Origin of the sequence: Kushneria pakistanensis (genome assembly GCF_014652795.1) — a bacterium.
Lineage (GTDB): Bacteria > Pseudomonadota > Gammaproteobacteria > Pseudomonadales > Halomonadaceae > Kushneria > Kushneria pakistanensis.
Genome location: NZ_BMZM01000004.1, coordinates 309,289 through 334,853 on the forward strand (window position 1 = coordinate 309,289; position 25,565 = coordinate 334,853).

A 25,565-nucleotide genomic window follows, 5' to 3' on the forward strand; every position below is an offset into this window, starting at 1 on the left:
GGATTGGAATGTCTTAAATACAGTTGGGTCGTGCACCACCGCTTGCGTACCTGACGTGGTGAATGTGATCGTCGTGAAAAGTGCGCTGGGCACAAGGCGCGCCAGTATACTTGATCCATCGCGCTTGCGCGTCATAAGTACCCGGTAGGGCGGCTATATGAAAATGCCCTCGGTTGCACCCGGCATGATATCTCCCTGAACACGTATCGAGTGACAGGGCGCACCGATCAGGCGAGTATGGTCAGTTTCATCTGTCAGTGAGGCCATCATGTTTACCGGTATCGTACAGGGCATGGCCCGAGTGGTATCCATCGAGCGCTTGGAGGGGCTCAATCGTCATGTCATCGACATGCCCGGCCATCTGCTGGAGGGGCTGGCCCATGGCGCATCAATCGCGCATAACGGCTGCTGTCTGAGCGTTACGAGCATCAATGGCACGCACATCGGCTTTGACCTCATGCGCGAAACGCTGGCCCTGACCAACCTGGGTGCGCTTGAAGTTGGAGATGACGTCAACGTGGAGCGCGCGGCGCGTCTGGGTGATGAAATCGGCGGGCATGCGATGTCAGGTCATGTCATGTGCATGGCAGCGCTGATCTCGCGCGAGGATGCGCCCAACAACTGTCGTCTCTGGTTTGAACTGCCGCAACAGTGGACAAGGTTTTTGTTCGACAAGGGCTATATCGGGATTGATGGCATCAGCCTGACCATCGGTGAGGTCAGAAACAACCAGTTTTGTGTCAATCTGATTCCCGATACGCTGGCGCGTACCACTATCGGCACTCGAGAAGTTGGCGATAAGGTCAATATCGAAATTGATCCTCAGACACAGACCATTGTCGAGACCGTTGAGCGTATTCTTGCCGCAAGAACATGAAATCACGTGCTGATGTGGCCTGTGTGGGTCGCTTGCACGGGCGCCATTGGGTAAAATGATCAACGTTTATATAAAACGACCGGCACTGACCGGTCGTTTTGCATATGGGTCGACGAGAGATTGAACGTGGCGACAAGTATTTACGGCGACTATATCAAGTCGGTTATTCGTACCGTGAAGGATTGGCCGGAACCCGGGGTCAACTTTCGCGACATCACGCCAGTGCTGCAAAACAGTGCTGCCTTCCGAAAACTGATCGATAGTTTCGTCCATCGATATCAGGAACTTGATATCGATGCGATCGCCGCTATCGATGCGCGCGGCTTTATCATTGGCGCGCCGCTGGCCTATGAGCTGGGGTGCAGCTTTGTGCCGGTGCGAAAAAAGGGCAAGCTGCCCTTTCGGACCATCAGCGAGACCTACAGCCTCGAGTACGGCGAGTCCACCGTGGAGCTGCATTCGGATGCGTTCCAGGCGGGCGACAGAATCCTGCTGGTGGATGATCTGATTGCCACGGGCGGCACCATGCTGGCGGCTGCCCGGCTGATCGAGCGCAGCGGAGGCATCATCGTTGAAACGGCCGCCATTATTGATCTGCCCGAGCTTGGCGGCGGTGACATGATTCGTGCCGAAGGCTACAGCGTTTTCGCAGCCTGTACCTTTACAGAAGACGAATGAGCAGGGCAGACGTGTCCTTCTCGACGCACAGGATATTTCAATGAGTACCGAGCGCTACCATAACCAGTTCACGATCTCCTGGGATCGGCTTCATCGTGATGTGCGCATGCTGTGTCATCAGCTCATCGGGCGTGATTTCAAGGGCATCGTGGCCGTGACCCGTGGTGGTCTAATACCGGCAGCCCTGATCGCGCGTGAACTCGATATCCGCCTGATCGATACGGTCTGCATCAAAAGCTATGAGCACATGGAGCAAAGCAGCATCAATGTGCTCAAGGGCATCGATCATGATGGCGATGGCTGGCTTTTGGTGGATGATCTGGTTGATACCGGCAAGACAGCCGGGGCAGTACGCGAAATGTTGCCGCGCGCGCATTTCGTGACCATCTACGCCAAGCCGGAAGGGCGCCCGATGGTGGATCAGTATCTGACAGAAGTAGCGCAGGATACCTGGATTCAGTTCCCGTGGGACATGGGAATCTCCTTTGTCGAGCCGCTGGTAGACCAGCTTCGTACCCGCAAGGAGTAACCATGGCCCTGCCGCTGCCCGAGAGCTGGAGCCGCTACCTTGGCGACGAGGTAAACGCTCCCTATATGCAGGCCCTGAGAGCCTTTTTGCGCCATGAAAAGGATCAGCGCAAGGTCATCTATCCGGCCTCCGAGAACTGGTTTCGTGCCTTTGAGCTGACGCCGCTGGAAAGTGTCAGGGTGGTCATTCTGGGGCAGGACCCCTATCACGGCCCGGGTCAGGCGCATGGTCTGTGTTTCTCGGTACGTCCGGACGTCGCCGTTCCGCCATCCCTTGTGAATATCTACAAGGAGCTGCAGAGCGATGATGTGGCCTTTGAGCCGGTCAATCACGGGTTTCTGGAGAGCTGGGCACGTCAGGGGGTCTTGCTGCTCAATAGTGTACTGACCGTCGAGCGTGCTCAGGCTGCTTCACATCGCGGGCAGGGCTGGGAGACCTTTACGGATCGCGCCATTGAAGTCATCAATGAGCACTGTGCACACGTCGTGTTTCTGCTCTGGGGCAGTTATGCCCAGAAAAAGGCGGCTTTTGTAGACCGCACGAAACATCTGGTGCTGCATGCGCCGCATCCTTCACCGCTGGCAGCGCACCGTGGCTTTTTCGGCTCTCATCACTTTTCAAAGGCCAATGCCTTTCTGACCCAAAAGGGCGAGCAGCCCATCGACTGGCGTCTGCCTTCGCTTGAGCAACTGTCCGACGTTTAATCAGCGTCACTGCAATGTGTCAATATGTCCTCTATTGTCGGTGGATGGATGCTTAACCACATCTGTGCGCCGGAGTAGAATAGAGGGCACTTGCGCTGTCCACTGTCCAAAAGGGATAGCGATATTTTTCTATCAGGCCGTATATCCATCATGAATGTTCATACCATTGATCACCCTCTCGTCAAACACAAGCTTGGACTGTTGCGGGGGGCGGGTATCAGTACCAAGCACTTCCGTGAACTGGCCAATGAGCTTTCAACCCTTTTGACCTATGAGGCCACCAAGGGGCTTGAGCTGGGTGATGAAACCATCGAAGGCTGGAGTGGCAAACCGCTGAAGGTGCAGCAGATCAAGGGCAAGAAGGTCACGGTCGTACCGATTCTGCGCGCAGGGCTTGGCATGCTTGATGGCGTGACAACGCTGCTGCCCAGTGCCCGCATCAGCGTTGTGGGGCTTTATCGTAATGAAGAAACCCTCGAGCCGGTGCCCTATTTCGAAAAGTTTGTGCAGGATCTGGACGAGCGTCTGGCCATCGTCATTGATCCGATGCTCGCCACCGGTGGTTCCATGGCAGCCACGCTTGACATGCTCAAGGCCAAGGGTTGTCGACAGATCAAGGTGATCGTTTTGGTCGCCACGCCTGAAGGCATTGCACGTGTTTCCCGCTCTCATCCTGAAATCGAGCTCTATACGGCGGCTGTCGATGAAGGTCTCGACAGTCATGGCTATATCGTTCCCGGCCTTGGTGATGCCGGTGACAAGCTCTTCGGGACACGCTGAAGCCGCTTATGGATAGCAGGGCGTGCATTACCGGTGTGGTGTTGGCCGGCGGTCAGGGCCGGCGCATGGGTGGCGTGGACAAGGGACTGGTCGAGCTGGGCGGCCAGTCAATGGTCAGCCATGTACTGGCAGCGATCGCGCCCCAGGTGGGGCAGGTCATGATCAATGCCAATCGCCGCCATGATGATTATGCATCGCTGGGCTATCCGGTTGTTCCAGATGTAGTGTCGGGCAGCGCGGGGCCGCTGGCAGGCTTTCACGCCGCGCTCAAGGCGTCATCAACGCCCCTGGTATTGATGGTACCCTGCGATACGCCAGCGCTTCCCGACACACTGGTCGAAGTGCTCTGGGCTACACTCACGGACCGTGACGTGGATATCGTTTATGCCCGTGATCATGAACGTGCCCATCCTGCGGTTGTGCTCATGAAGCGCGAGCTGGCGGACGATCTTGAGCAGTGGTTGATCAGTGGTGGTCGCAAGATCGATCAGTGGTATGCGCGCCATCCTCATGCGGCCTGTCATTTTGATGATGCGCGGGCCTTTATCAATATCAATACACTCAACGACAGGGATGCCTTTGGCCAATGATCATGTCACGGGTCATGCAGGGCCGGGCCTGACATCAGGCGGGTAACCATGTCGATTTTCTCTGGCAGGTACCATGACGCAGCTGATCCTTTCCGATATTGATACACCGCTTCTGGGCATCGCCGCCTGGAGTGGTACAGGCAAGACGACGCTGCTGGAAGCCCTTCTACCCGCCTTGCGCATGCGCGGTCTCAATGTGGCCGTAATCAAGCATGCCCATCATGACTTTGATGTCGATATCCCGGGCAAGGACAGCCACCGTCTGCGAAAGGCGGGGGCTGCGCCGATGCTGGTCGCCTCCGGAAAGCGGTTTGCCCTGATGATGGAAACCCCCGGACAGGAAGAGCCCTGCCTGCCAACACTGCTGGATCAGGTATTGAAACTCTCACCGGATCTCGTATTGATCGAGGGGTTCAAGCAATGGCCACTGCCCAAGCTTGAGCTCTATCGTGAAGCCGTGGGCAAGTCATTGCGCGCCTTTGAAGACCCCTGGGTGCGCGCGGTGGCCACTACCGATGAGGTCGCTCTGCCATCAGATGTGGAGCGCCTGAATCTTGATGATCACGCCGCTTTGCTTGACTGGCTGGTGGCCTGGCCTTCCCGGTGGCACGCCATGGCGCAGGGGCCGCGTCATGAGTGATTGCTTTGGCAGCAGCGGGGCGCTTCTTTCGGTCAGCGAGATGCTGGCGCATATCACGGCTGCCTCACCCATGCCGGTAGGCAGTGAGCGCGTGCCGCTGTCGCAGGCCGTGGACCGGATACTCGCCGAACCGCTCGTGGCAACGCTGTCGTTGCCACGCTATACCGCCTCTGCCATGGACGGTATTGCCTTTTGTCATCAGGGACAAACACGCCTCGGATTGGTAGGAGAAGCCTTGGCCGGGCATCCTTTCAATGCCGAGGTAGCTCCGGGTGAGGCGGTTGCCATTACGACCGGCGCACCGTTGCCGGCCGGGTGCGATACGGTTGTCATGGCAGAAGATATCATTGTCAGGGGCGCGTGGGCCGAGCTTTCGCACCCTGAAGCTGTCAGGCGGGGGCAAAACATTCGCCACGCTGGTGAAGAGATTGCCATCGGTGATCATGTTTTTGCGCCAGGCACGCTTCTGGGGCCTGCCCAGCTCGGTATGGCAGCCTCGCTGGGGCATGAATACATCGATGTGCACCGCCGCCCCCGGGTGGCCATTTTCTCCAGTGGTGATGAGCTTCGCCGTGCCGGCGCCAATGACGATACGGCGCCCTCACTTTTTGATGCCAATGCCTTTAGCCTTGCCGCCTGCCTGAAGCGTTGGGGGGCCGAGATCGTCATGACCGATATACTGCCTGATAGCCTTGAGGGCAGTGTGGCAGGGCTTTCAAGCGCCAGTCAGCAGGCTGATCTTGTGATTACTTCCGGTGGAGTGTCGGCGGGCCAGGCTGATCTGGTGCGTGCGGCCATACAGCAGCTGGGACAGGTCACCTCCTGGCGTGTTGCGATGCGTCCGGGCAAGCCAATGGCATTTGGCCACATTGGGCAGGTGCCATTTTTTGGACTGCCTGGCAACCCCGTGGCGGCGCTGGTCACGCTCATGCAGTTTGTGCAGCCTCTGTTTCGCCAGCTTTGCGGGATGGTTCACTGGAAGCCTGTCAGATGGCATGCGATTAATGAACAGCCTCTGAAAGGGCGTTACGGCCGGCTGGATCTGTTGCGAGGCCGCTATCATGTCAATGCTCAGGGCGTGATCAGTGTCAGCGTTTTAAAAGAGCAGGGGTCTCATCGTCTGAGTTCACTTTACGACGCCAACTGTCTGATAGAGCTGCCTGCCGATATGGCAGCCTGTGATGCTGGCGCACCCGTGACCATACAACCGCTTGGAGAATTGATATGACATTGACCCACCTTAATGAACGGGGTGAAGCCAGCATGGTCGATGTATCGGACAAGCAGAGCAGCCATCGTGAAGCCATTGCCACCGGTCGCATTGTCATGCAGCCCGACACATTGAAACTGCTTGCCGACGGCGATATGCCCAAGGGAGATGTGCTGGCGACAGCGCGTATTGCCGGCATTCAGGCCGCCAAGCGCACGCATGAGCTGATTCCGTTGTGCCACGCACTGATGCTCTCAAAGGTTGCAGTGGATTTTGAGCTCGATATCGCCGGTCATTGCGTGCGGGTCAAGGCCTTTTGCCGTCTTGAGGGCCGCACCGGTGTAGAGATGGAGGCGCTAACGGCAGTGTCGGTAGCCTGCCTGACGCTTTATGACATGTGCAAGGCCGTGGATCGTGGGATGGAAATCATGGATGTCCGTCTTGAACATAAAAGCGGCGGACAATCGGGTGTATGGGAAAGAGACACCACAGTAGAATCGTCGCCGCTCGATACTCGAGAGACGAGCCTTGAAACACCTGAGCCTTCGGATGAATTAAACGAAAGCCCGATTCAGATACGTTTTTTTGCCGAGCTGAGAGAACGCCTGGGTATCGAAAAATTGAGTGTTTTACCAGGGCATCTATCGTCTCCTACACTGTCGGCATTAAAGGAGTGGATAAAGTCCCAGGTTGATACACCTGAAGCCATGGATCAGCCGCGCCTGCTGTGTGCCATCAATCACGATATGGTGCAGGGCGATGCTGCGCTTGGGGCTGGTGATGAAGTCGCCTTTTTCCCACCTGTTACCGGAGGCTGATCATGGGCGTCAGAAGATATACGTGATTGCGATACAACGTGAGCCCTTTGATATTGGCGCGCTTTATCAGCGCCTGGTCGGAGAGGGCCATGAAACGGGGGCTGTCGTCAGTTTTGTAGGGCGGGTCAGGGATTTCAATGAGTCGCCCGAGGTGACGGCACTGACGCTTGAACATTACCCGGGCATGACGGAAAGGGCACTGGGTGACATCGTGCAGCAGGCCCGGGATCGTTGGCAGATCAATGATGCGATCATTGTTCACCGCATTGGTTATATGACCCCGGGTGACGATATCGTGGCAGTGCTTGTCAGCACGGCACATCGTCACGCGGCTTTTGAAGCCTGTGCCTTTATCATGGATTTTTTAAAAACCAGTGCGCCCTTCTGGAAAAAGGAACATACCCATGGTGGCGCTTACTGGGTCAGGGAGCGTGAAAGCGATCTGGCGTCGTTGAAGCGCTGGGAGCAGCAATGAGTGAATTGATTGATGATTTTGATCGTCGTATCAAGTATGTCCGCATCTCGGTAACGGATCGCTGCGATTTTCGCTGTGTCTATTGCATGGGCGAAGAGATGACCTTTCTGCCGCGTGATCAGGTGCTTTCCATCGAGGAAATTTCGCTGGTGGCGAGGGCATTTACCGAACTGGGCGTGGAGAAGATTCGCCTGACCGGCGGTGAGCCACTGGTGCGTCGCAATATTGATGAGCTGGTAAAAAATATTGGTGCGCTGGAGGGTTTGCGTGATTTTACCATGACGACCAATGGCGCCCAGTTAAGGCGCTATGCATCATCACTGCGTCAGTCAGGTATGCAGCGTCTTAATATCAGTCTTGATTCCCTGAATCCGGAGCGTTTCAGGGAACTTACCCGGACCGGTAATCTTGAAAAGGTCATCGATGGCATTCGCGCTGCGAAGGAGGCAGGCTTTGAGCGTATCAAGCTCAATGCTGTCATTCTAAAAGGGCGAAATGATGATGAAATACTGGATCTGGTAGATTTCGCTCGCGATGAGGGCGTTGATATCAGCTTTATTGAAGAAATGCCGTTGGGTAACGTATCGGAACATTCGCGTCAGGAAACCTTTTGTTCCAGTGACGATGTGCGGGCAATGATCGAAACCCGCTACCCGCTGCTGCATTCTCCGGAAAATTCTGGTGGTCCTTCGCGCTACTATCGCATGGCAGACAGCAGTTCAAGGATCGGCTTTATTTCTCCTCATAGTCACAACTTCTGTGATACCTGCAACAGAGTGCGTGTGACCTGTGAAGGCAGGCTGCTGCTGTGCCTTGGCAATGAACATTCAACAGATTTGCGCGAAGTCATTCGCCGGTTCCCGGGTGAAATAGAACCCTTGAAGCAAAGGATTCGTGAGTCAATGTCACTCAAGCCTCATCGGCATCATTTTACAACCGATGGTGATGTGCAGATTGTAAGATTCATGAACATGACAGGTGGGTAGGGTGTTCTGATTTTCATGCAAAAAGGGCCAACATATGTTGGCCCTTTTCTTTGAGAATGGATAATTGCTAACCCTTTTTCAGGGTATATACTATTCGAGGCATATGTCTTTTATTTGGAGTGCTGGATATGTCGACAGAAACGCTGGAAAAGATTGCCCGCAACAAGAATGTGGCAAGAGCTGCGGCGCGCCAATTAAGCATGGAACAGCTGTCCAAGCTGTCTGAAATCATCGACGAGGTGATGACGCAGAAGCAGGAAGAAGAGCAAAAACGTCGTCAGGAAGAGGCCAGCAAGGAGCAAAAGCTGGCGGAAATCCGCGCAGCCATGACCGATGCCGGTTTATCCGTGAATGATCTTGTCGGAAACGAGCAGCCACGAAAGCGTCGTGGTCGGCCCCCCAAAGAGGCCAATGCCTGAGTATTTTCTGCTTTTCAGTAATGTCCTTTCTTCACGAGTCATCTTCTTCAAAGCCGTGATGGCTGCACGGCTTTTATAAAAGACCTGTCATTATTGCTGCGGTGTTGTATCAACGACATCGATCGTGATTCTGGAAGCTTGCCGAAGCTGGGCTTTGAGCCAGTGACTGGCAAGATCCTCGAGCAGATGCGCCAATTCCCGGGAGGAATGTGCCGTCATGTTTTCCAGCGTGATATCGACCCAGTCTCCGAGAGTTTCCTCGTCCACGAAGGTGTTGATCTGACTGTCGATCAGCATTCTGCCAACCCGATACCATTGCCCCGTATCAGCCTGGTAAACGACAGGCAGTACAATGATCGTGTCATTTTGACGATTTGAGGGCTTCCGGGTCCGCTTGCGCTGGGAAATGATGACGGGTGAAAGCGTTAGCGTGTTTTCCACTGTCATGCGCTTGCCATTCCAGCGCAGCCATTGTCCGTTGACGGGCAGTACAGAACTTTTGATGCCCAGCGTATCGGCAATCTCGCAATGCGCTTGTTGGTGAGCGCTTTCACCATGCACGGGCAGCAAATGAGAGGGTCTTGCCCATCGATACAGGCTGAGCAGCTCGTCACGACCGGGGTGGCCTGATGCATGAAGGCCCGGATGTGTTTCATCACTGAATACACGCGCGCCTCTTTGCGTGAACGCCTGTTGCAATCGCGTCACGGCCCTTTCATTGCCTGGTATGGCTCGTGAGGAGAAGATAATGCAATCCCCGGGCTCGATTTCAAGAGCAGAATGCTGGTTGGCGGCCAGACGGGAGAGGGCGGCGCGGGGTTCTCCCTGGCTACCGGTTGCCAGAATCAAAATTTCGCCTGGCGGTAGATAACCGATATCAGACAGGGGGACAGTCTCCGGGAAGTCGTCCAGATAGCCCAGTTCTCGTCCCAGGCGCACCATTTTTTCCATCGCTCTGCCTAACAGGGCAATACGTCGATGATGGCGTCGTGCTGCCCGTCCCGTGGCCAGAATGCGCGCCAGGTTACTGGCAAAACAGCTGACCACGACACGGCCTTGGCAGCTCTCCATAACCGCTTCAAGTGTGGCCGCCACTTCACTTTCGCTACGCGAATGGTGCTCTACCATGGCGTTGGTAGAGTCCCCCACCACCAGATCAACAGGCGCTATACGGGTGAAGTCCTCTTCACGAGTACAAAAGCCCAGCACAGGATGGGGGTCAATTTTCCAGTCCCCGGTGTGCAGAATGCGGTGTCGGTCTACTTCCAGAAGTAGTGAAACGCTTTCCGGTATGGAGTGTGCAACGTTGATACTTTGTACAGAGAAAGGGCCGGCATCAAAAAGAGTACCGGGCGTAAAGGTGCGAATGGCATCGGTTGCCAGTCCCTGCTCAACAAGCTTTTGTCGCGCGATCCCGGCTGCCAGAGGCGTGGCATGAATCGGGCAGCCAAAACGTGGCCATAACCAGCCCAGAGCACCGAGGTGATCCTCGTGCCCGTGAGTAATCACAATGGCTTCAGGTCGAATGCCAAGCGTTGCCAGCGAAGAGATATCGGGAATCTGCAGGGGCGTATCAGGCAGGTCCTGACGCAGGGCCATACCGCAATCGACAATCAGCCATCGGGACTGAAAGCCGTAAAGCATCAGGTTCATGCCAATTTCACCGCAGCCGCCAAGCGGTAATATGTCAATCTCAGAGCGGCGACGGGGGCGAACTTGTACGCGTGTCTGATCCATGGCGGGTCCGGCGATAGTTTGATGTCAACTATACGCAACGCATCAGGTGCTCACAACGAACACTGCTCAAAAGCATCTGAATTCGCTACAATTCCTGTCTTTGACCAAGTAGCGTGATCCTGATGTCCCTTTGTCGTCTAGTGGTAACCTGTCCTGATCGTGTTGGTATTGTCGCGCGTGTTTCGTCGTTTATCGCCGAGAAGGGTGGCTCTATTACCGAAGCCAATCAGCATTCCGATCTGGAAACCGGCCGCTTCTTCATGCGCTATGAAGTTGAGACCCGAAATATGAGCGTCGATAGCGATAGCTTCCGCCAGGCCTTTGCGTGCATTGCCAAAGAGTTCGATATGCAATGGCAGTGGCGTGATGGCGAACAGCGGCGGCGGCGCCTGATGATCATGGTGTCACGTGAGTCTCACTGTCTGGTGGACCTGTTGTATCGCTGGACAGCTGGTGAGCTCGACTGTGATATCGCTGGCGTCATCTCCAACCATGAAGATATGCGCAGCGTGGTCGAATGGCACGGCATTGAATACCATCATGTTCCGGTAGCTGCCGATGACAAGACGTCAGCCTTTTCAAGTGTTGAAAAAATTATTGAAAACAGCCAGGCCGATACCATTGTGCTGGCGCGTTACATGCAGATCATCCCACCTGCGTTGTGTGAGCGTTACAGCGGCCAGATCATCAATATTCACCATAGTTTCCTGCCGTCCTTCGCTGGTGCGAGGCCCTACCATCAGGCCCATACTCGCGGCGTCAAGCTGATCGGTGCTACCTGTCACTATGTCACTCAGGAACTTGATGCCGGGCCGATCATCGAGCAGGACATTCAGCGCGTCACCCACTGCCATACGGCCAGTGATCTGGTGCGGCTGGGCCGAGATATAGAAAAGTCCGTTCTGGCACGAGGTGTACGCTGGCATCTGCAGGATCGCGTGCTGATCGACGGCAACAAGACAGTCGTTTTTTCCTGAGTGTCAATTGGTCGGCAGCTGGTGCCTGATTTAAAAAAGGCCCAGCTGCCTTTGCGCATCTTCGGAGATCAGCCGTACGCCAACGCCCAGAAGTCTGACCGGACGCTCTGCCCGCTGCCATGCCGTATCAAAAAGGGGCAGGAAACTTTTCAGTTCAGGTATCTGGCCGGCAGTTTCCATGGTCGTAATCGAAAAGTCGTCAAAGCGTATCTTGACAAAAAGTTTATTGATGGCCGGGTGCTGATAGCGCGCCATACGCTCCTCCAGTCGCGTCACCAGCTCGGTTATTTTTTCCCGGCACGCAGCCATGCTGGGCAGGTCGCGGTCAAACGTGGTTTCCACGCTGATGGACTTTCGCTCCCTTTCCACCTTGACTGGTCGCTCATCTATGCCGCGAGCCAATTCATGGAGTCTGACGCCGAACTTGCCAAACGCTTCCAGAAGCGTTGGCAAGCCAACATTTCTTAAATCGCTGCAGGTATGTATTCCCTGACCTTCCAGCTTTTTTGCCGTGGCAGGCCCGACGCCATGAAGCCGTGTGATGGGCAGGTGGTCCAGAAATTCGCTGATCCTGTCGGGTGTAATGATGTAGAGACCGTCCGGCTTGTCCCAGTCGCTGGCAATCTTGGCAAGAAACTTGTTGGGCGCCACACCTACGGAAATGGTGATTCCCACACGGCTCTGCACTTCCTGTTTGAGCCATTGCGCCATCCAGGTAGCACTGCCTTGCATGCGCCCGACGTGCGTGACATCAAGGAAGGCTTCATCGAGCGAAAGCGGTTCGATAAGAGGCGTCAGCTCGCGAAATATATCCTGTACCTGACGGGAGGCCTGTCGGTATTTGTCAAAGTCGGGGATTAAACGCTGAAGGTGAGGACAAAGTCTTTTGGCATGTGCCATCGACATGGCCGAGCGTATGCCATATGCGCGCGCCGGGTAATTGCATGTTGCAACAACCCCCCTATGTTCTGCCCGACCGCCAATAACCAGGGGAACGTCTTGCAGTGAAGGATCGTCGCGCATCTCAACTGCTGCATAAAAACAGTCGCAATCAGCGTGAAGAATCTTGCGCATCGCTCGTCAGTATTTGGAAGTGGCTGTATGGATATACATACTATAAGCCCGTTAGCATGTAAATACGCCATCCGGTTTTCTATAAATGGACATGCTACAGGCGACTTGTAGTCATGCCTCTTGTAAAAGCGCCCTGGTATGGAGGACTGATAAAACCAATGCCGAAGGCAGGCAAGAGGGCCACATGCTGGCCAAAAAAAGATTCGATGTTTAAGCGTATCTTCTTATTATCATCTTTGTCCTGACAGTTACTTCTAATATTATTGATGGAGGTATGGCACATTTATATATGATCGGCCATGTTGCCTTGTGAGTAAGGTCAGTTTTTACTTTAAAGTGTGCTTTTTTTGACGTATTATCCAGGATACCAGATATTAAAACTATTTTAATAGGCCGTAGGGTCAGCATCTCCATGAGAGATGTGCTTAGCTGAAGAGGTCAGTAATGTCGTTGTTAAATGAATACATGAAAAAAGAACAACTGCTCAAACAACTGCGTGATGAGTTGCAACAGCTTGAGCAGGATCAAAGGCTCAAGGGTGAGCTTGAGTTCAAGGAAAAGCTTGAACAGCTCATGGAAAGCCATGACAAGACAGTTGCTGATGTCATTGACATCCTCAGTCCTGATAATGGTCAGGCAGCTGCAAGGCAGGCATCTTCTTCTGAAAGCCAGAGCGCAGGTCGGCGCAAGCGCAAGCTGAAAGTGTACCGCAATCCACATACGGGAGAGGTTGTAGAAACCCGAGGTGGTAACCAGAAGACGCTCAAGGCATGGAAGGAAGAATATGGTAATGATACGGTTGAGCAGTGGCTCGAGCGTACCGAATAAATTCTTTCTTTCCCGAGGGCCGTTTTAACGGCCCTTTTTTATATCTGCATTCCTGCCTTTATCCGCTGAAATCACAGGGCGGCATCTTCTGGCAACGCATTTCATGTCATTATAGCCTTTTGCGTATTGATCCCCATCACATGATGTTTTCTGCACAAGAGTCAGGGGAGTATCGGTTTAATATGGCTGGCAGCATTAAAACTGCGGTTTGGCAATTATTGACCGAAGGCATGTAACACGACGTGACATGAATATTCATAATACGAAGTGTCGTTAATGGCGGCTCAGATGCTGCTGCTGTAGAATCCTCAATAATGATGCGCACAGCAGCATACCCTTGAGCAAGGGGGTCTGATAGCATCGGCAGCAATCCAGAAGTCTGAATAATTTTATCTGCCCTTAAATTAAAGGATCTCTCGCCGATATCCTTAATTGGGGTAGGTCATGTTATTGAGGCGTCGATTCGACTTGCAGTCATGGACTGCTGCATCATGCGATACCGCTCGGCAGGTGCCGGGTAAAAAAATCGACATCGGCGGTATCTTATGGCCTCGGAAACACGCCAGTATTGACATTCCGTGGCGGTAGCGTGTCCAGACGCCGGAATAATTTTGACAGGAGTAAGCGGTTAATGAAGCGGCTGCTGAGTTGTGCCCTGGTGGGGAGTTCCCTTTTTCTGGGAGGTTGTGCCCTTTCTCCCGGCAGTGATATGCCCTATGAAAATTCGGGGCCACCCATTGATGATCTGGTAGATGTCCAGCCCATTACCTTTGGTCTTGTGCAGGCACAAAATGCTGCCCGCAAGGAGGCCAGCTCTCAGCAGAGTCTGAAAGAGGCCACCGAGGATCTGAAATTTGATGCCAGCGATTACGATTATCGGATAGGTAAGGGCGATATTCTCAATATTGTCGTTTATGACCATCCTGAACTGACCATTCCCGCCGGCGGCGAGCGTAGCTCGGTTGAGACCGGCAACGTGGTGCACAGCGATGGCACCATCTTTTATCCCTATGTCGGTCGTGTGCACGTTGCCGGAAAGAATGTGGCGGATGTACGCAGTCAGATCGCTTCAGCGCTAGCCGATTACATTGCCGAGCCTCAGGTCGAAGTCAATATTGCAAGCTTCCAGTCGCAGAAAGCCTATGTCAGCGGGCAGGTGGCCAACCCTGGGCAGCAGGCCATCACCAATACGCCGCTTACAGTGCTGGATGCCATTAGCAGCGCAGGCGGTCTTGGCGAAAACGCTGACTGGCGTCATGTCGTGTTAACGCACAATGGTGAAGAAGAGATCATCAATGTTTACGACATGTTGCAAAATGGCCAGATCAGCCAGAATCGTCTGCTTCATGATGGTGATGTTCTACACGTGCCCGATGTTGGTAGTGAGAAGGTGTATATCCTTGGCGAGGTTCAAAGGCCGCAAGACCTGCCAATGGGTGGTCATCGTTTCAATCTGGTAGATGCACTGAGTCAGTCAGGCGGAATAGATGAAGTCCAGGCACGCGCATCAGGTATTTTCGTTATTAGACAGGGCGGTCCGGGCGACAAGCAGGCTACTGTTTACCAGCTCGATGCCAGCAACGCTGCAGCCTATGTCATTGGCACGGAGTTTCAGCTCGAGCCTCGCGACATCGTCTACGTCACGACCGCACCGATTAGCCGCTGGAACCGCGTTATCAGTCAGTTGCTGCCGTCAACCAACCTTACGCGTCAATCAGTTGGTTCAGTCAGAGACTACAACAACCTCTAATGAGCTTGCGCTACCCCATGCAGCGGGTAGCGCGTTCCTTGAGGCGGCAGTATCGGAAATGAGCGCTGTATAAAACTGACAGTCATGCTCATGTACCATTTCGTAAATGGAATCAGTGATAAACCAATATGGCTTCGAATACTGAAAAATATCAGTCAACCGATTCCGGCGAAGAGCTTGATCTGGGCCGCCTTTTCGGTCTGATGATCGACAACAAATGGCTAATCGCTTTGATCGTATGTGTATTTACGTTCCTTGGGATTCTCTACGCCACATTTAAAACGCCTGTTTATCAAAGCGACGCACTGCTTGAAATAGAGGGTCGTGCCAATCCGGCCAGCAACCCGGTCCAGAACCTGGGCGTTTTTGGGGATACACCTCGCTCAACAGCCGAGATGGAAATCCTCAAGTCGCGAATGGTGCTGGGACAGGCAGCTGACCGTCTCAATCTCCAATTGAGTATTACGCCTGAAGGCCTTCCTGTTCTTGGGGATACGATGGCACGCCGCGGCATGGAGCGTCCTTCTTTCGCACAGGGCTGGGCATCGGTATGGGCTGGTGAAAGCATTAACGTCACACGCTTTATCGTGCCGGACAGCTGGATCAACAGGCCGCTTACCATCAAGTCTCTGGGCAACGATCGCTATGAGTTGCGTGCTGATGGCGAGCTGATTCTGGAAGGCCAGGTAGGTCAGCTGGCGCAGTCACGTGATGGCAACGTTGAAATGCGCATCATGGACATGACGGCCGGGCAGGGCGCAGAGTTTACTGTCGTCAAGCGTTCGCGGCTTTCCGCCATCAATGGCCTGCGCGGTAACTTCGAAGTTGAAGAAATCGGTCGTTCCGGTACAGGTATCCTGAGGTTGACGCTGCAAGGCACGAATCGAGACGAAATTCGTGACAGTCTCAAGGCCATTACGGATATCTATGTTACCCAGAACATTGAAAGGCAGTCTGCTGAAGCTCAAAAAAGTCTCGACTTTCTTAATCAGCAGGCGCCACGTGTTCGTGACAGCCTTGTAGAAGCCGAAAACAAGCTTAACAGCTATCGCGTCAATCAGGATTCCGTAGATCTGGACCAGGAAACAACGTCAGTTCTAAACCAGATCGTGAATCTTGATAATCAGCTTAATCAGCTGAGATTTGATGAAGCTGATCTTTCTCGTCGCTTCAATAGAAGCCATCCTCAATATCAGGCGCTTCTTGAAAAGCGTGAAGAGCTCAACGCAGAAAAGGAAAGACTGCAAAAGCGTGTTGACAGCTTGCCCGAGACTCAGCAGGAAGTCCTGCGTCTACAGCGCGATGTGAACGTCAATCAGGAAATGTACGTTCAAATGCTTAATCGCATGCAGGAGATGAACATCGCCAAGGCAGGTGCCGTGGGCAACGTTCGGATCATTGATGATTCAACGCTGCAAAATCGCCCGGTAGCGCCTCGCAAGGTTCTGGTAACTATCATTGCCTTTGTGCTGGGTCTGGTTGTTGCCATCATTGTAGTTCTGATTCGTCGTATCATGAATCGTGGCATTGAAAGCCCCGAGCAGCTTGAGCAGATTGGTATGCCCGTATACGCATCTGTGCCGTTGAGCAGTAACCAGAGCGGTCTGGTAAAACGGGTACGTGGTAATCGGGGGCTTCGTATTGGGGGTGGCAAGGGTGCCAAAAATACGGTGGATACTGGTGTACTGGCGCTACGCAACTCGGATGATCAGGCTGTTGAAGCCATTCGTAGCCTGCGTACGAGCCTGCACTTCGCCATGATGGAAGCACCTAATGCGCGTCTCATGATCAGCAGTGCCAGCCCGGGTGCCGGCAAGAGCTTCGTAGTTTCCAATCTGGGTATCGTTTGTGCTCAGGCAGGTCAACGAGTGCTGGTAATCGATGCTGATATGCGTATGGGTCATCTTCATCATGCCTTCAAGGGGCGCTCCGAGCATGGTCTGAGCGATATTCTGGCACGCAAGACAACAGCTTCGGCAGTAGTGCGTTCCGGAGGTGTCGATGGACTGGACTTTATCTCCCGAGGTTCTGCACCGCCCAATCCTGCCGAACTTCTGATGAGTGCAGGGTTTAGTGAATTGCTGGCATGGGCAGATCAGCATTATGACCTGATCATCATCGATACACCGCCCATTCTGGCTGTCACGGATGCCGCCATTATCGGTAAGCAGGCAGGCACCAACATGCTGCTCGCAAGGTATGGCGTGAATCCTCCGGCTGAGATCGAGCAGGCACGTCGTCGCTTTGAGCACAGTGGCGTGGAAATCAAGGGAACCGTTCTCAACGGTATAGAGCAGACAGCAGCACATCGTTATGGTGGTAACTACGGCAACTACCATTATAGCTATGGCAAAAAATCGTAAAGATTACGAGAACGCCCTAGTGGTCACTCCGCTTTTAGCGGAGTGACCACATCGGAAATGAGACAAGCAACATGGAAACGTTCACAAATTTCATGGAACAAAATCGTCGCCATTCAAGGTGGTATGAAAAACTTCTGCTGAGCTATCGCTTTAATCAGGCACTGGGACTGATTATCGCTGTACTGTTGCCGGCGATGTTTCAGTGGAACTGGAGTCTTGTAGCGGAGTGGCAGGCTGAACGTTGCATTACATTGCTGGGCACAGCTCTGGCCTATCTGGTAGCGATTATTGCTGTGCATAGTCTGGTCAATTTTCCCAGAACCAAGGCGTTTCTATATATTATTCCTTTCATCACGGTGTCTTATATCGTGATGGTAGCAGTTTTGTTGAGTTTGCAGCTTGAAATTGCCACAACTCAGATTGTTCTTTCCTATTTGATTGCAGTGCTTTACTGCTCTGTCGGTTATCAGCTCAGTACTCGCTATAGAACGCGTAAACTGGCAGTTGTGCCTTTTGGACGTGTGCACGAATTTTGTCACGATAAAAGTATCGATTGGCGCTGGCTGGAAAAACCTGATCTTGAAGCAATGCGTGTTGATGGTGTCGTTGCCGACCTGCGTGCCGATCTGGATGACAGCTGGCAAAAGTTTCTTGCTGATTGCACCATTCATCGTATTCCCGTGTTTAATGCAAGGCAGATACATGAATCCATTACCGGCAGGGTACATCTTGATCACTTGTACGAGAACAAGTATGGAAGTCTGACTCCCAGCGAAAACTATGAATTTGCCAAGCGTATCATTGATATTTTTGGCGTGTTGCTGGTGTTGCCGGTGGTTCTGCCTGTCATGCTTGCGACCATTATTATCATCAAAAGAGATGATCCAGGCCCGGCCTTTTTCAATCAGCAACGCATGGGGTTTCATTGCCGTCCCTTCAAGCTGTTCAAGTTCCGCAGCATGTACATGAATCACGAAGGGCTTGGCTTTACATCAGAGGGTGAGGATCCCCGCATTACACGTGTAGGGAAGGTCATCAGAAAATATCGTATCGATGAATTGCCTCAGCTTTTCAATGTGCTCAAGGGAGACATGAGTCTGATCGGGCCACGACCCGAGTCATGCAACCTGGCTGAATGGTATGAACGAGATGTGCCATTTTTCAACTATCGTCATGTTGTACGCCCTGGAATTTCTGGTTGGGCGCAAGTTGAGCTTGGGTATGCTGCTGAAGTAGAAGGCATGACCAAAAAGCTTGAACATGATTTCTACTACATCAAGAATTTTTCATTCTGGTTGGATGTCCTTATCGTGATTCGTACGATAAAGACAATGCTAACTGGTTTTGGTGCCAGATAAGATCTGTTTATGATAAATATTCTGAGTGTTGACTATATGCCAGCACTCGGAATTTTATTTTAAGGCAAGTGTAGTTGCCTGATTAGAATACTAGTTCATGACGTGTTATACGATACGAGCGATGTCGTATAACAAAACGATTCGTACTGCGTGGAATAAGCATGTCTAAATATAGTTATATAATCAACTCTGGATGGTGGTGTGGTGAAAAAACGCCTGAAAATGAGAAAAGAGTTGAATATGGCTCAAGCGAAATAAGAGGCGTCGCTTTTTTTCGCGAATGGTATGAATCGGTCAATAAACATACTTCGCCTGCAAAAATCATTGTGGTTGATTCAGCTTCACCCACTATTCCCGAGTTGCCTGACGATGACCGTATGGAATTCGTGAGCACGGATGTTAATGGCGGTCATTCCACGAGCCATATAGGAAAGTATGCAGGTTGTACCAGATGCTTTTTTATTGGATTGGCCTATACCTATGCCAGCGAAGCAGATTACTGGGTATATGTTGAACAGGATGCACTGCTTTTCGGGAAAGGCATTGTTGAACATGCCATTGATAATATGACTTCTGACTTCATGTTTGGCGACAGAGGAAATACGCCTCAGCCATTGCAGCAGTCAATGATGATTATTCGCAAGGCTGCGATCCCGGGCTTTATCAATGCCTATGCTCGAATAAAAGCCACGGATGAAGTTATTACACCAGAAATGAAGTTTGCTATAGCGTCAACGAAAGTGGCCCAATGGCTGCCGGAAAGGCTGTTTTACCAACGTGACTACAGCACGTTCAAGAATAAGCTTATTAACAAGTTGCAATACTGGTTGTTTAAGTATGGCAAGGGGTACGATGTCTTTCCCTTTGGATTTGGACGTGCCAAGCCAGTCAATTTTAATGATAAATATGGCTATTTTCAGCATGGCGATGAAGAAGAACTTCAGAAGTATCGGGAAACCGTTAACAAGGATGTCTCCTGATGAAAGTGCTTCATCTGGTTTCTGATTTCTCAAACTCTTCAGAAACTTTTATTTATGATCTCATTATTGATATGGAAGAGATGGGGGTCGACAATTATGTCGTGACCAATCGACATATCAATAAAACTGAACGCCCCTTCGGTAAGGTGATCAGTTTTGATATAGATAATAGAAATATATTTGAAAAAATATTGAAGCGCGGGCGTCGCAAGCTTCTTAACGATTACCATGTGTTTGAGCAAAAAAAACTGCAACAGGTTGTTAAAGATATTCAGCCTGATGTGTTGCATAGTCATTTTAATTATTTTTTCGAAAATATAGATGATTTGATTGATAGTGGTTTTCAGGGCCGGGTCATTATCTCTACACACGGCATCGACGTGGTTAGTAACAAGTTATACGGTCAGCCGCAATATGTTCAAAAAGTTCATAAATGCCAGCAGCATGGTAATATATATTTTACAGCGCCATCTCACTACCTGAAAAGAAAACTGCAGGAAATATTTGGTATTGCAGGCAGCAAGATTATTGTGCTGCCCAACTGTGTCAATATCTCAATGGCAGATTTTGAAGAAAAGAAAATTGATGCTGCCAAGGGCATTGTAATTACAAACGTCGGCCGCTTTGTAGGGTTTAAGGGACAAGCTTATTTAATCGATGCTCTGGCGAAACTTCATGAAAATGGATACGGTCAGATTAAGCTCAAGCTTATCGGGTTTGGAGCGCTGGAAGAAACACTGCGTCAGCAGGCGTCTAGTCTAGGTTTGGAAAGCGCTGTTGATTTTAAAATCGATTTGCCACGAGAAAAAATATTTGAAGAACTTTCTGCCAGCGATATTTATATCCAGTCCTCCATTCAGGATGAAGAGACAGGGCAGGAAGAGAGCTTTGGTATTGCAGTCCTTGAAGCAGTATCAGTAGGGCTGCCGGTAGTGGTAACAGACAGCGGGGGCCTACCTGATACGATCTGTGCTGCACCTTACTGGCCAATGACACAGATTATTGCTGCCAAAAGCAGTCAGGCCATTTATCAGGCTGTGGTCGATATTCTCGAAAGCGAACACCCGCCTCTTCAAAAAGAACAGGTAGACAGTCTTTTGTCGCATTTCAGCACCGATAGTAACCGCAAAAAAATACTTGAGTTATATCGCGGTGCATGAGGAAGTCAAATGAGTAATACGGATGCAATGAACCGTGATCTAAAATCCGGTTTCGTTTTTGGCTTCATTGAAAAATATTCCAATCTGATCGTGCAGTTTGCAGTAACCATGGTACTTGCCAGGTTCCTGACGCCGAGCGAATTCGGCGTTGTAGCGACAGTTATGGTGATTATTTTCTTTTTTAATCTGTTAGGAGAAATGGGTCTCGGGCCTGCCATTATTTACCACAAGGAACTGACAAAAGAGGAGATACGCGGCCTTTTCCTGATTTGTATCATGTTGGGGATGGCACTTTATTTTGTCTTTTCGGCAGGATCGTTTGTCGCAGTAGATTTTTTCGGCAACGACATCTATTACGGTGTCATGCCTTTGATCGGCGCCATGATTTTATTTTCGGTGCTTTCGATCGTGCCTGAAACCCTTCTGAGGCGAGAAAAAAGATTTAGTGCAGTCGCCATCATTACACTGATTAGCGCTCTCGTGTCGGGTGCTATTGCCTGCTTGATGGCTTATCAGGAATATGGTGTTTATGCGCTGGTATGGAAATCCATTATTCATACCGGTATGAGGTTTGTGCTGGTTTGCATATATGCAGGGTGGCGCAATCTGGTGGGGAGAGTGACCTTTACCGGATTCAAAACGGTTCTGGGGTTTTCTTCCTACCAGTTCATGTTCAATTTTTTGAACTATTTTTCCAGAAATTCCGACAAGATACTTATTTCAAAATTTATCGGTGAAGCGGCAGTAGGCCTTTATGATATGGCTTATCGCCTGATGATGCTTCCGATACAGAATATAGCAGGTATTGCTACAGCGGCGCTGCAACCGGTGTACAGCACTTTTGGCCAAAAGGAAGTTGCGGCAAGTTATAATGGACTGGTCAACAAGATATTTTTTCTTGGGTTCTTTGTCGGTATTTACACATTTTTGTTTGCAGACAAGATTATATATGTCCTTTATGGTCCAGGCTGGGAGCAGTCAGCAGTCATCCTTCAGTGCCTGACGCCGTTCCTGATCTTCCAGATTGTGCTGGCCACGACCGGCGGTATCTGGCAAACCCTCGGGCAGACGAAATCCCTGTTTTATTGTGGTGTCTTTTCTTCCATCACAAGTGTATTAGCTATTGCCGTAGGTGTTTATCTCACTAATCTGTATCTGGTCGCTTTCCTGCTTTCCATGGCCAGCATCCTTAACTTCGCGCAATGCTTTTGGCTTTTGCATGTCAAAAATGAGAATTTCAGAGTCGGTATTCTTCTAAAAGGCCTTCCTGCCACTACTGTGCTTTCTCTTGTTGTATTGGCAATTATGTTCCTCGGAGTGTATTTGTTTCCTTCACCGTTTGGCTTCATGACAAGCAAAACACTTTCGAGCCTTTTTGATCTGGTTGTCTTTGGAATGATGCAATTGCTTGTAGCATTGGTAGTAGGTGGCTTGCTGAAAAATGAGTCCGCGCTTTTCTTTATCAAAATACTGCAAAAACCCTTAAGAAAAATGAAGTTGATTGCAGGGTAACAAGGTACAGCTAATGAAAATTTCAGTAGTCATTCCTACTTATCGAAGCAGTGGTTTTATCAGGGAAACACTTGAGAGTGTCCATCAATCCGCACGTGATCACGACTATGAAGTGATCCTGGTAGATGATTGTTCTGATGACATTGAAACACTGGCATCGATTGTAGCGGATTCGCCTAACACTATTCTTGTAAGAAAGGAAAGCAAGTCCAACGCAGCAGTATCAAGAAATATCGGTATAGACCGCGCCTCCGGCAGCCATATTTTCCTGCTCGACTCTGATGATCATTTTACGTCGGGCTACGTTAGTGAGCGCCTGGAGTTTATGCGTCAGGGACAATACGATTTTTGCTTTGGTGCCTATACAGACGTTTCTATTGATGGCGAAAGAGATTTTATTGAAAAACCTGATGTCCGGGATCCTCGTCATTACCTTTTTATGGAGGACAAGGATATAAGAACATCTACCATCAGCTTTTTGGCCGAGCGCAAGCAAATCTTTCGCTTCAATGAAAGCCTGAACAAGCATCAGGACTGGGGGTTTTTCATCGATACTGCTGAGCATAGTAGATCATGGGGGTATGATCCTGTTCCCGGTGTGCGCCTGAATTGTGATCGTGATGGGCGTATGAGCGGCTCCATGAATATGGAGGCCAGCAAGGTGTTCATGAACAAGTATCTGGTGGATCCCAAACATGTCAGTGGTTTTGCCAAGCGGCACTTCGTGCTTGCGGCACTGCTGAAGGATCATGGCGCTTATCGCTTTTTCTCGGATCGCATCATGCCTGAACTTTTGAAGCCGAAGTTCAAAACGATCAAGCTGGCAGGAGATACGCTTGATAAGATTGGCCTATTCTTTCTTCTGCCTCATTTGCTTGGCACTTATAAAGCCATTGCCAGATTAAAAAAATCCTGATGGGTTAATACATGACTGCTGAGCTTGCATGGTACCTTGTGTTGTGTGGTTTTTCGTTCTTTTATTGCTTTCTCAATAAAAGAACTCCATTCGTATTGGTCGTTTATGGCGTTGCCATTTTTTATCTCTGGGTTGTTCGTAACTCAGGTTTTGACTATGACATGGCAGGTTATGCCAAATATCTTTCCAGTACGCTGGATTTTGCAACGGCATCGACTTATTACACGCGCGAGTTTGTGTATTGGTTTGGCTCTGGATACCTTTATGAATGGATCCAGGACGACATTACGACGCTCTGGGTTATTGACCTGATCTGGTTGTCTCTTCTTTTTTATGCAGTAGGCAATCGTAAGCAGAGCTATGGGATTCCTCTGTATGTTGCTCCTTTTATGCTGGTATTTTTCCCGGTATTGATGGGGTATGAGAATGTATACCGGCAGCTTATTGCCTGTATGTTTATACTGTATGCATTCTTTGGCGTTAGAAACCTGTTTATAGCCGGTATTTTTGGTTTAATGGCGCTTTTTACTCACAATGCCTCGATAGTGTATATGCCTCTGCTCTATCTTTTTGCAGTGACCAAAGGCATGACAATACCCAGACTTGGCTTTTTCCATAAAAGCGTCTTTTCCTTTCTCTATGTATTGATGCTTGGAGGGGTATATTACTCATCGCTTGCGGATAGTGAATTTGCCAAATCATCAAGTACAACTGGGCTGCCGCTGACTTATGCCTATCTGATGGTTTTCATTGCGATGTCCTTGATTGCCTTCCTGATTGCCAATTTCAATTTCGCAAGGTTTTTGAAGAACAATGTTTCGCTGGCATACGCCATTTTTACCTTTATGGCTTTTATCCCTGCATTGGGCGGCGCTCAGGCAGAGCGAATTGGTATGATGCTTTTGGTAGTGATCGTTCCCATCTTTGCCATGAATCTGGATCGGGCCATGAAAACACAAAGCGAAAGGCTTCTGATGAGGATCCTTTTTGTTTTGGTAGGTATCGCGCCCACGTTCCTTTTCAGTTCGGCTTTCAACTTTCTTACTACCGCCGCACGCCAGACCGGTTAAAGCATGGAGACGGTATTGAAAATTGCCCAGATAATTACAGAATTTAAGCCAAATGGTCCCGGGTATGTGGTAAAAAATATTGTTGATAATCTGCCATCGGGTATGGAATCGACGGTCTTTTTTCTGCGTGGGCCATCAACACTTGAAGCAAGTTGCGATATTCAACCTATAAGCTTCAAGGACACCAGTGTGCTAAATGAATTCGATATTATTCATTCACACGGTATCAGGCCTGATGTGTTATCTGCTTATACAGGATTGCGCAGGATAAAAGCCACTCGTGTTTCAACATTGCATAACTATGCAAAAGATGAGCTTCTCAATATTTATGGACCTAAGGTTGCCATGCTGGCAACACCTGTCTGGATGGCGACGTGGCGACGCATGAGCGCTTTGGCAGTATTGACAGAGGATGCCAAAAATTTTTATTCAAGATCGCTTTCGCCTGAAAAGTTGCACGTTGTCCATAATGGTATTGGTGAGCTGCCTCATGTGAGTGCACTTACCGATGAAGACAGTACCAGACTGGAAAGGCTGGCTCAGCAGTATCATGTACTGGGAACCAATGCGCATCTTATCAAGCGCAAGGGCATTGATCAGGTCATCAGAGCTCTGGTGGATATGCCCGATTGTGCGCTGGTTGTTGTCGGCGATGGCCCTTATCGGCAAGCGCTGATTGATCTTTCAGAAGAGATGAATGTTGCAGAACGTTGCTGGTTTACCGGCTATCGTAATAACATCGCTGCATTCCTGCCTCATTATGATGCCTACGTCATGCCCAGTCGAAGCGAAGGCTTTGGCCTTGCTTTATTGGAGGCAATGGAGGCCAGGCTGCCATGCATCTGTAGTGATATCAATGTTTTCAGGGAAATCATGGGCTCGCAGGCGGCTTTCTTTACGCTGGAAAATACAGCTTCTCTCGGTGAAGCCGTTCGCTTTGCCCTGAACCGTCGTGATGCGCTGGCTGAAGGTGGCTACCAGCGTTACCTGGAAAGGTTTACGGGTGAAGCCATGGGCAGGGCGTATGCCGAATTCTATGAAAAAGCACTTTCCGGACATCAGTAGACTGTTGCCGGGTGTCTCCATTTGTCCATATGCCGGTTGTTTTGACATTGATCCCTGATATACCTCCTG

General features: G+C 50.8%; 25 protein-coding genes. 23 read left to right on the top strand and 2 right to left on the bottom strand.

Going from position 1 to position 25,565, the window contains the following annotated elements; translation table 11 throughout:
• The first annotated feature begins 268 nt into the window (after positions 1-268).
• From IE123_RS14950 to IE123_RS15005, 12 genes are all read left to right on the top strand, one after another.
• Positions 269-877 (top strand): riboflavin synthase subunit alpha, encoded by a 609-nt coding sequence (locus tag IE123_RS14950; protein WP_189519650.1) that lies wholly within the window; start codon positions 269-271, stop codon positions 875-877.
• A 126-nt stretch (positions 878-1,003) separates the two neighbouring features.
• On the top strand, positions 1,004-1,555 hold the full coding sequence (locus IE123_RS14955) for an adenine phosphoribosyltransferase (protein ID WP_189519652.1): 552 nt from the start codon (positions 1,004-1,006) through the stop codon (positions 1,553-1,555).
• Positions 1,556-1,595: 40 nt separating this feature from the next.
• The gene (gpt, locus tag IE123_RS14960; protein WP_189519654.1) at positions 1,596-2,084 is read left to right on the top strand and encodes a xanthine phosphoribosyltransferase; all 489 of its coding nucleotides are present in this window, start codon (positions 1,596-1,598) and stop codon (positions 2,082-2,084) included.
• 2 nt (positions 2,085-2,086) lie between these two features.
• Entirely contained in the window at positions 2,087-2,788 is a 702-nt protein-coding gene (gene ung / locus IE123_RS14965; protein ID WP_189519656.1) for a uracil-DNA glycosylase, read from the top strand.
• Positions 2,789-2,938: 150 nt separating this feature from the next.
• Positions 2,939-3,568 (top strand): uracil phosphoribosyltransferase, encoded by a 630-nt coding sequence (upp, locus tag IE123_RS14970; protein ID WP_189519658.1) that lies wholly within the window; start codon positions 2,939-2,941, stop codon positions 3,566-3,568.
• Positions 3,569-3,576: 8 nt separating this feature from the next.
• The gene (gene mobA, locus IE123_RS14975) at positions 3,577-4,158 is read left to right on the top strand and encodes a molybdenum cofactor guanylyltransferase MobA (RefSeq protein ID WP_189519660.1); all 582 of its coding nucleotides are present in this window, start codon (positions 3,577-3,579) and stop codon (positions 4,156-4,158) included.
• A 73-nt stretch (positions 4,159-4,231) separates the two neighbouring features.
• On the top strand, positions 4,232-4,798 hold the full coding sequence (mobB, locus tag IE123_RS14980; protein WP_189519662.1) for a molybdopterin-guanine dinucleotide biosynthesis protein B: 567 nt from the start codon (positions 4,232-4,234) through the stop codon (positions 4,796-4,798).
• Positions 4,791-6,026, top strand: a complete 1,236-nt coding sequence (locus tag IE123_RS14985; RefSeq protein WP_189519664.1) for a molybdopterin molybdotransferase MoeA — start codon at positions 4,791-4,793, stop codon at positions 6,024-6,026. The genes mobB and IE123_RS14985 overlap by 8 nt, the downstream gene beginning before the upstream one ends.
• A complete protein-coding gene (gene moaC / locus IE123_RS14990; RefSeq protein ID WP_189519667.1) occupies positions 6,023-6,826 on the top strand; it encodes a cyclic pyranopterin monophosphate synthase MoaC in 804 nt (267 codons plus the stop codon). The genes IE123_RS14985 and moaC overlap by 4 nt, the downstream gene beginning before the upstream one ends.
• A gap of 22 nt (positions 6,827-6,848) precedes the next feature.
• A complete protein-coding gene (moaE, locus tag IE123_RS14995) occupies positions 6,849-7,301 on the top strand; it encodes a molybdopterin synthase catalytic subunit MoaE (RefSeq protein ID WP_229819797.1) in 453 nt (150 codons plus the stop codon).
• Positions 7,298-8,287: a GTP 3',8-cyclase MoaA gene (gene moaA / locus IE123_RS15000; RefSeq protein ID WP_189519671.1), complete on the top strand. Its 990-nt coding sequence runs from the start codon at positions 7,298-7,300 to the stop codon at positions 8,285-8,287. The genes moaE and moaA overlap by 4 nt, the downstream gene beginning before the upstream one ends.
• A 128-nt stretch (positions 8,288-8,415) precedes the next feature.
• Complete coding sequence (locus IE123_RS15005; protein ID WP_189519673.1) at positions 8,416-8,706, top strand: H-NS family histone-like protein; 291 nt, start codon at positions 8,416-8,418, stop codon at positions 8,704-8,706.
• 90 nt (positions 8,707-8,796) lie between these two features.
• On the opposite strand, the gene IE123_RS15010 is transcribed toward IE123_RS15005, so the two are convergent.
• Positions 8,797-10,359, bottom strand: a complete 1,563-nt coding sequence (locus IE123_RS15010) for a ribonuclease J (RefSeq protein WP_229819798.1) — start codon at positions 10,357-10,359, stop codon at positions 8,797-8,799.
• Between the two features lie 206 nt (positions 10,360-10,565).
• Between IE123_RS15010 and purU the strand changes: the two genes are divergently transcribed.
• Complete coding sequence (gene purU, locus IE123_RS15015) at positions 10,566-11,420, top strand: formyltetrahydrofolate deformylase (protein ID WP_189519676.1); 855 nt, start codon at positions 10,566-10,568, stop codon at positions 11,418-11,420.
• 30 nt (positions 11,421-11,450) lie between these two features.
• Here the strand turns inward: purU and dinB are convergent, their stop codons facing one another.
• On the bottom strand, positions 11,451-12,494 hold the full coding sequence (gene dinB, locus IE123_RS15020) for a DNA polymerase IV (RefSeq protein ID WP_189519679.1): 1,044 nt from the start codon (positions 12,492-12,494) through the stop codon (positions 11,451-11,453).
• Between the two features lie 444 nt (positions 12,495-12,938).
• On the opposite strand from dinB, the gene IE123_RS15025 reads away from it, so the two are divergent.
• The 10 genes from IE123_RS15025 to IE123_RS15070 all read left to right on the top strand — a co-directional run bounded on the left by IE123_RS15025 (position 12,939) and on the right by IE123_RS15070 (position 25,496).
• Positions 12,939-13,322 carry a histone-like nucleoid-structuring protein, MvaT/MvaU family gene (locus IE123_RS15025; protein WP_189519681.1) on the top strand — a complete coding sequence of 128 codons (384 nt, stop codon included), beginning with the start codon at positions 12,939-12,941 and terminating at the stop codon, positions 13,320-13,322.
• A gap of 631 nt (positions 13,323-13,953) precedes the next feature.
• Complete coding sequence (locus IE123_RS15030) at positions 13,954-15,072, top strand: polysaccharide export protein (protein WP_189519683.1); 1,119 nt, start codon at positions 13,954-13,956, stop codon at positions 15,070-15,072.
• 128 nt (positions 15,073-15,200) lie between these two features.
• Complete coding sequence (locus IE123_RS15035; RefSeq protein WP_189519685.1) at positions 15,201-17,435, top strand: polysaccharide biosynthesis tyrosine autokinase; 2,235 nt, start codon at positions 15,201-15,203, stop codon at positions 17,433-17,435.
• Positions 17,436-17,506: 71 nt separating this feature from the next.
• The gene (locus IE123_RS15040; RefSeq protein WP_229819800.1) at positions 17,507-18,793 is read left to right on the top strand and encodes a sugar transferase; all 1,287 of its coding nucleotides are present in this window, start codon (positions 17,507-17,509) and stop codon (positions 18,791-18,793) included.
• A 161-nt stretch (positions 18,794-18,954) separates the two neighbouring features.
• Positions 18,955-19,773: a hypothetical protein gene (locus tag IE123_RS15045; RefSeq protein ID WP_189519687.1), complete on the top strand. Its 819-nt coding sequence runs from the start codon at positions 18,955-18,957 to the stop codon at positions 19,771-19,773.
• Entirely contained in the window at positions 19,773-20,933 is a 1,161-nt protein-coding gene (locus tag IE123_RS15050) for a glycosyltransferase family 4 protein (protein WP_189519689.1), read from the top strand. The genes IE123_RS15045 and IE123_RS15050 overlap by 1 nt, the downstream gene beginning before the upstream one ends.
• A gap of 9 nt (positions 20,934-20,942) precedes the next feature.
• Complete coding sequence (locus IE123_RS15055; RefSeq protein ID WP_189519691.1) at positions 20,943-22,445, top strand: lipopolysaccharide biosynthesis protein; 1,503 nt, start codon at positions 20,943-20,945, stop codon at positions 22,443-22,445.
• A gap of 13 nt (positions 22,446-22,458) precedes the next feature.
• Positions 22,459-23,361: a glycosyltransferase family 2 protein gene (locus IE123_RS15060; RefSeq protein ID WP_189519693.1), complete on the top strand. Its 903-nt coding sequence runs from the start codon at positions 22,459-22,461 to the stop codon at positions 23,359-23,361.
• An 11-nt stretch (positions 23,362-23,372) separates the two neighbouring features.
• Positions 23,373-24,431, top strand: a complete 1,059-nt coding sequence (locus tag IE123_RS15065) for a hypothetical protein (RefSeq protein WP_189519695.1) — start codon at positions 23,373-23,375, stop codon at positions 24,429-24,431.
• A gap of 15 nt (positions 24,432-24,446) precedes the next feature.
• Positions 24,447-25,496 carry a glycosyltransferase family 4 protein gene (locus tag IE123_RS15070; RefSeq protein WP_189519698.1) on the top strand — a complete coding sequence of 350 codons (1,050 nt, stop codon included), beginning with the start codon at positions 24,447-24,449 and terminating at the stop codon, positions 25,494-25,496.
• Positions 25,497-25,565 lie beyond the last annotated feature (69 nt).